The organism is Hwangdonia sp., assembly GCF_048381975.1.
GTDB lineage: Bacteria > Bacteroidota > Bacteroidia > Flavobacteriales > Flavobacteriaceae > Hwangdonia > Hwangdonia seohaensis.
In genome coordinates this window covers 68,750-75,410 of record NZ_JBLWYT010000012.1, presented here as the reverse complement: position 1 = coordinate 75,410, position 6,661 = coordinate 68,750, and the positions used below count along the sequence as shown (strand labels likewise).

4 protein-coding genes are annotated in these 6,661 nt (G+C 34.0%); 2 read left to right on the top strand and 2 right to left on the bottom strand.

Annotation, left to right across the window (positions count from 1 at the left end; all coding sequences use genetic code 11):
* Positions 1–98: 98 nt before the first annotated feature.
* Both trxB and ACN5J7_RS16050 read left to right on the top strand, forming a co-directional pair.
* Positions 99–1,046, top strand: coding sequence for a thioredoxin-disulfide reductase (trxB, locus tag ACN5J7_RS16055; protein WP_418604674.1), 948 nt, complete (start codon positions 99–101; stop codon positions 1,044–1,046).
* A 748-nt stretch (positions 1,047–1,794) separates the two neighbouring features.
* A complete protein-coding gene (locus ACN5J7_RS16050; RefSeq protein ID WP_311935361.1) occupies positions 1,795–3,297 on the top strand; it encodes a hypothetical protein in 1,503 nt (500 codons plus the stop codon).
* A gap of 326 nt (positions 3,298–3,623) precedes the next feature.
* Here the strand turns inward: ACN5J7_RS16050 and ACN5J7_RS16045 are convergent, their stop codons facing one another.
* Positions 3,624–4,175, bottom strand: coding sequence for a hypothetical protein (locus ACN5J7_RS16045; protein ID WP_418604673.1), 552 nt, complete (start codon positions 4,173–4,175; stop codon positions 3,624–3,626).
* Between the two features lie 229 nt (positions 4,176–4,404).
* The gene (locus ACN5J7_RS16040) at positions 4,405–6,330 is read right to left on the bottom strand and encodes a helix-turn-helix domain-containing protein (protein ID WP_418604672.1); all 1,926 of its coding nucleotides are present in this window, start codon (positions 6,328–6,330) and stop codon (positions 4,405–4,407) included.
* Positions 6,331–6,661: the final 331 nt, after the last annotated feature.

Genomic DNA, 6,661 nt, shown 5'->3' with positions numbered 1-6,661 from the left:
ATAGCGCCATTAAAAATGAGTTTATCCATAAAGGAAACCATCAAATTGAAAAAGATATTATTCGAAATTGGTTTAAAGTTTAATATAAATATGAAATTATGTCTGATCATACAGAAAAAGTAAAATGTCTAATAATTGGTTCAGGACCAGCAGGGTATACGGCAGCTATTTATGCGGCTAGGGCTAATATGAAACCCGTTTTGTATCAAGGGACACAACCAGGTGGACAACTAACAACTACAAATGAAGTTGAAAACTTTCCAGGATATCCCGATGGAGTTACGGGGCCAGAAATGATGCTAGAGCTACAAAAACAGGCAGAACGATTTGAAGCTGATGTGCGTGACGGATGGGTTACAAAAGTGGATTTTTCGGGAAGCACTCATAAAGTATGGGTTAACAATAACAAGGAAATCCATTGCGATACAGTTATAATTTCAACTGGTGCATCAGCAAAATATTTGGGCTTGGATTCTGAACAAAAATATTTAAAACTCGGTGGAGGCGTATCGGCATGTGCAATTTGCGATGGGTTTTTCTATAGAAATCAAGAGGTTGTAATTGTCGGTGCTGGGGATTCTGCGTGTGAAGAAGCACAATATTTATCCAAACTTTGTAAAAAGGTGACCATGTTAGTAAGGCGTAATGAGTTTAGAGCCTCAAAGATTATGGCTGCTAGAGTTAAGAGCACTAAAAACATAGAAATACTGTTCAATACAGAAACTGATGAGGTTCTAGGGGATGGTCAACTTGTTACAGGAGTGAGGGTTTTTAACAATCAAACCAATGACAAACATGAGATTCCAGCGACTGGATTTTTTGTAGCTATTGGACATAAGCCCAATACTGATATCTTTAAAAACTATTTAAAATTAGATGAAACAGGTTATATTATTAATGACCCGGGAACTTCTAAGACAAATGTTGATGGTGTTTTTGTTTCTGGAGATGCGGCAGATCATGTATATAGGCAAGCGGTAACAGCAGCAGGAACAGGGTGTATGGCCGCGTTAGATGCAGAACGCTGGTTGGCAGCTAAAGAGTAATTTGTAAATTTTGAATGTAACGCCTTATCTTGAAATAGGACAACGCTAAGTACAGGAAGCATATACTGACTGTTGCCTGTTATGTTTGATATACATCGTTAAAGCAATTGTTTTTAGGTAGGGCATTGGTCTAGCAAATATTTAAATCAGTTGAATTTAGTTGATGTCTAAAAAATGAATGACTTTTAAATTATTTGTAAAACTAGACGCCAGACTTTGGGTGTACTTTCAATAGCATCAATAATTTTTTTAAAAAAATATAATAATTCGTTTCAAATTACTATTTTTGTGCCAGACGAAAACAAAATGAACTATTGAATATTGTAAATAGGTCACAAATCGTCAACATTAATGAAGATATTTGGCAGTTGTACTGCTATGGGTGGGCTGTTAGAGCAAGGTTACAGTCCCGTCCAGACCGCAAAAAAATTGCTATAAGAAAGCTCTGAGAAATTAGGGCTTTTTTTGGCAATAGCAAGATGTTGTGTTGTTCCTAGAGGAATCTAGGACGTAGTTATACCAAAGTTAATTTGGTATTCCAATGAGAAGCTTTCCTTTTTTCTGAATAAGAAGATTGGGATGCTTTTTTGTTTTAGAGTCTTTTTTGATATTAAGTTCTTTTAATGATGAGTATTTTTTACTTTAAGCTAGTGTAATTTAAAGATAGATTGTGTTATACTCAATTTGAGTATTGCTTAAGTTGCGATATTATTATAATTTCAAAGGTTTTAACCAACAATCTCCACTCATGAAAAATTTCTTAAAGTCAACCCTTATAATTTGTTTATTAATTATTATTAACTCCTGTTCTAAAAATGAGAGTGTAAATGATGAATCTAATGAAGTTGTAAATGATCCTAAATATGGTATTTCACAAGATGCCTCAAACTCATTAATATTTAGGACATACACAACAGAAGGAGATGTTAGTTTTTATGGAACTAAAGATAGTGATGGAACTGTAATATCTGTAGATTACGTAATGGTTAAAGTTGAGGAATTTGATGACCCAATATTAATTGATCTTTTAGAAAATGGAAGAATAGAATCAATATCAAGCCCAAATGGGGAGTATATAGGTATTGAATGGTTAAATGAAACTGAAATAAAACTTTTAGCAATTTCGGAAAATGGAAACCAAGTATATTTTCAAACAAATTTAAATTCACCTTTGGAAGAAGGAGATGAAATTACCTTTTTATCTAAGGGAGTTAAAACAAAATCAAAAAAGAATAATTCATTAAAATCAAATATAAAACCAGGTGCAAATTTAAAAGTAAGATTGAGAATGGATGGACAGCCATTTGATGATGCGAATGTAATTGTTGAAGCAAGAGGAGTAGATAATAAAGGAGACCTAATGAACTATAGTTATAAAGCTAAGCCTCAGTCAATTGAAAACGGAGTTTTTTCATTTTATATTTCAGAACCTGTTGCTGAAGAAATTGATTTTAATAAAGTTTGTTCAAAAGCGGAAGATGTATTAGGTACGTTATGCTCAGGAATTGAACCATTAATGGCATCTGGAGCTGTAGCTGGGACTACTTATTTGTGTTCACAGGTTGGTGTAGCTTTTAATGTTGCAGGTTTGCCCGCTTATGGAACATGCGAGGTTTTAACAAAAAGTTTATTGTTATATTGCTCAACTTTAGGTGCGTCTCCAGCTCCTGGAGCACCGAGTATAGCGTCAAAGATATGTCAACTTATTAATACACCGATATTACCGTCAAAGTATAAATTATCAGTAGGTATTTATATTAATGTAGGAGGAATTTACGTGCTAAATGCTGATCAAGATCAAAATGTTTCTGGTCCATTTGGTGATATGATATTTGAAATCCCTGAAAATGAATTGTTCAAAATATACGCGGGTCAATATAATGGTTATTGGTCGGGGAATATAATATCGCAATCTTATTTAAGTAATAATATTGTTACTCAAGAATGGTTTATTTGGCTTAGTATCCTTGAAAATGGGGAAGTGCTTTATAATTTTAATGAGTGGACAGTTGCTCCATTTTGGGGTGCTGGAGCAATTAGTAAGGGATCAAAATTATCTGGTACAATTAAAACAATATATTCAACTAATGAATTTGGTGAGTTCGTAATTGATGATACTTCTTCCATTATTAATACTGGTGGTGCCTATACTTTAGGGTTGGATGGTATTGAAACTTATCTAGGGCCACCAATATCAGCATTTGTTAGGACAACTATAGATAAATCATATATTATGTCTAAGTCTAAATAGTAGTATGAAATGGTAATAGTTTAGGTAGTTAAACCAATGGAAAGCTTTCCTTTTTTCTTTACAGAAGATTGGGATGCATTTTTGTTTTGGGGAAGTTTTTGTTTTTTCCTTATCCTACTTTTAGAAGTATTTACGCCCTCTAGTTCAATGCTTAATGGCTTAGGCTTGTCATGGCCTTACTTTGAAAATGAAGATTATTTTAAGAATATTGGATGCACGCATTGAATTAAATATCATTCTATTTCGGTACTAAATTACTGCCAACAACATTGGTTCGTTTAATAATCAGGTCATCTATTTAATTAATTTTATACGTACACCCAATTTTATTTATTAGGTAATTTCAGGATTCCTCTCCAAACATGGTCTGTTCTGTGTTCAGGTAAAAAATTACCATCATCATCAAGCAGGTCTACAAAACTATCTGTATAGCCCTCGCCCGTGGCCCCAGAAAATCTACCAGTACCGCCATTAAAGGAGAACTTGTCCTGAAATTGAAGTTCATATAGTTCATGATTTTCTTTGGGATAAACCTCGCCAATTTCACCTTCAGCAGGAATTTTTATATATAATTTATCTCCATTTGCGGCAACAAATGTACCTATACCATTTTTGTAAAAAGGGGTGCCCTCACTTCCACAAAAAGAGATGGTGACATCCATGGATCCTAGGAGTGTTGCTTTACCTTTTCCAACTTGGTAGTTAAAACCTAGGTAAGGGTCTTCCGTACAAACTCCTTCTCCTGTATTATCATAATTTCGGTCTGTATAAAAATTTGCCTTAAAAGGAACTGTTATAGCTCCATCTCCAGAAGGGATGCAAGCAGAAAAAAGTGTCATACTCAAGATACTGAGTATTATGGTTTGAATTGTTTTCATGACTTTTGTTTTTTAAAAGGTTAATAAATTTTGTGGTTTTTGCTGCCATAACTTGGTTAACAAAATGATTGTGATGACCATCCGAGTAAATGGTTTATTACAAATATGGAAGAATTTTTAAAGCAATGTGTATCAATCATGTTGCGAAAAGCTTAAACTTTTCCAAAAATTATGTTGCTTTTTTTGGTAATTTGAATTCAAACGTGAAGTAGCAAAGTACATGAAAGCCTTAGTGTTCCAAGTGGGAATCAGGTTTCCAAGGGAGGTTCATTTTTTTCATTAAGGCTATAAATCGAGGCATCTCATGTAGTTTTTCTGAAGGGTACCAGTAGGGTACGTCTTCCATTCTGCTGCCATTAGCGTATGCTGTTTCAAGATAATCCAAGGCTTCATTGTATTTACCTGCAAAAACATAACAGTGGGCTTTCCGTAATAAATCTCCTGTAGAATCAACGGCCCATTGCAGCAATCCATTTCGCCCGGAGGTATTGTAAATACTGTCCAAAGTTTTAGGTGTATATGCAATATCATTCATTTCAGCGAGTTCCCTAAGGCTCTTTAAAACAAGTCTGTCGTCATTTTTTTTTAGGCATATAAAAAATTTATACCACTGTGGGGTCTCGTGGATTTTGTTTAATTCTCCGGCTAGATGTGATTCGCTAAGCGCTTTATCAAATTCTCCCCTGTTTAAATAGAGTTTTGCACTAACCTCCCTTACAATAAAGGATAACGGGTCTAGCTCTAAAGCTTTGTTAATGTGATTTCTAGCTTCAAGATGTCTTCCGGTCGTACTTAAATGTTCTGAATAGCGATGGTGAAGCGTAGAATAGTTTTTGTTAAACCGTAAAGCATGTAGGAACATATTTTCTGCTTTTTCCCATTCCCAATCTATAAAAAAATAAAGCGTAGCTAAAACCGTATAGGCTTCAACAAGGTTTGGATCAAGTTTTAAAGCTTTTAGTGCCAGTGCTTCTGCCTTGTTTCTAAGGGTTATCATTTTCTCGTAATCCTCAGTGTACCAAATCATTAAAAAATGAGTATCGGCTAAACCGGCATAAGCTAAAGCGTAATTTGGGTCTTCGGCAATAGCTTGTTCAAAATAGTTGATGGCTGTAGCATATTCATTATATACACGTTTGCCCCAATAATAACGCCCAAGTTGGTAGAGTTCAAAAGCTTTAACATTATCGGTTTGGTTTTTTTTTATGTTGAGGGCCTGTTTTTTTGTTAGAATAGTACTTAATCCAGAGGCAACCTCTATGGCAATAGCACTTTGTATTTTAAAAACATCTTTAAAATCTTCATCAAATGTTTTGGTCCACAAGTGGTCGTCTTGTTTTGCATCAATTAATTGAACTGTAATTCTAGCTTTATTTTCATGTTTTTGAATGCTGCCTTCAATGACATAGGAAACGTTCAATTCCGAAGCAATATCAGACACCTTTTTGTCCGGGTCTCTATGTCGATACGTATCGGAAGAGGTTCTGGAAATAACCTTAAACTCCGGGACCAATGATAGCCGATTGAGTAAATCTTCTACTAGGCCATCTGCAAAGTGTTGATTCTGCGCATCGGTACTCAGGTTTTTAAAAGGTAATACAGCAATCGATTTTTCTTTTGGAGAAGTAGATCTATTGTGGTTAATTACATAAATTGCAGTGAGGCTTATCAGAAAGACTAAAATGGCTAGAGCAGTAAATTTAATAAGTGATGCTCGTTTTTTTCTATTGGTTAAATGCTTTATTGATTGTTTGTCAATCACTGAGGGTTCAAAAATAGATTTGCTTTCTACTTCATTTCTTTTGGTCTCATGTTGTTGTTTCTTTGAGTATATATGTTTGGCCTCACTTGGTGGATAGCCATAAAAGTTCAAAAAGCATTTATGAAAATAAGAGCTGCTATTAAACCCTACCTTATAGGCGATCTCTGAAGTCGTAGCAGCATCTTGTTGCAATAATTCCAAGGCTTCTTCAAGTCTAATTTCCCTAATAAACTGGCTAATGGATTGGCCTTTTAGCCGTTTTAGCTTTCTGTGTAGTTGTGATCGACTTATGGCGGCCAATTCTGATAATTCCTGCACACTAAAATGTTCGTTTTCAAAGTTGTTAAGTACAACTTGCTTCAGTTTATTCAGCAACTGTTCATCTTTATTCATTTTTAAGCGTAACAGAAAGGTTGGTTCGTAGATTAATCCTACTCTAATCTAAAGGTACAATTTTGTACGTAAAATTGCAATCTTTTGAATAACAATATGATAGGTGTAAAATAATGGATTTTTCTGATTTTTTTAAACATATAGAAAATTGGAATATTTTTTTGTTTTCTGGAAGGTCTGTTTATTAAAATTTTAAGATTAAAATCATTTTTGATTTCTTTCTGATTTTCATCATAAAATATTAAAAACTAACAAATTAAGCGAAATTAATAGTCGATATAAATTAACAATTCGTTGTGGTTTAATAGATGATAAAACATCTATTTTAGCT

What these genes read in the sequence shown, in the direction of transcription:
- trxB (WP_418604674.1), top strand. Translation starts at nt 99, where the DNA reads ATGTCTGATCATACAGAAAAAGTAAAATGTCTAATAATTGGTTCAGGA.
- ACN5J7_RS16040 (WP_418604672.1), bottom strand. Translation starts at nt 6,330, where the DNA reads ATGAATAAAGATGAACAGTTGCTGAATAAACTGAAGCAAGTTGTACTT.
- ACN5J7_RS16045 (WP_418604673.1), bottom strand. Translation starts at nt 4,175, where the DNA reads ATGAAAACAATTCAAACCATAATACTCAGTATCTTGAGTATGACACTT.
- ACN5J7_RS16050 (WP_311935361.1), top strand. Translation starts at nt 1,795, where the DNA reads ATGAAAAATTTCTTAAAGTCAACCCTTATAATTTGTTTATTAATTATT.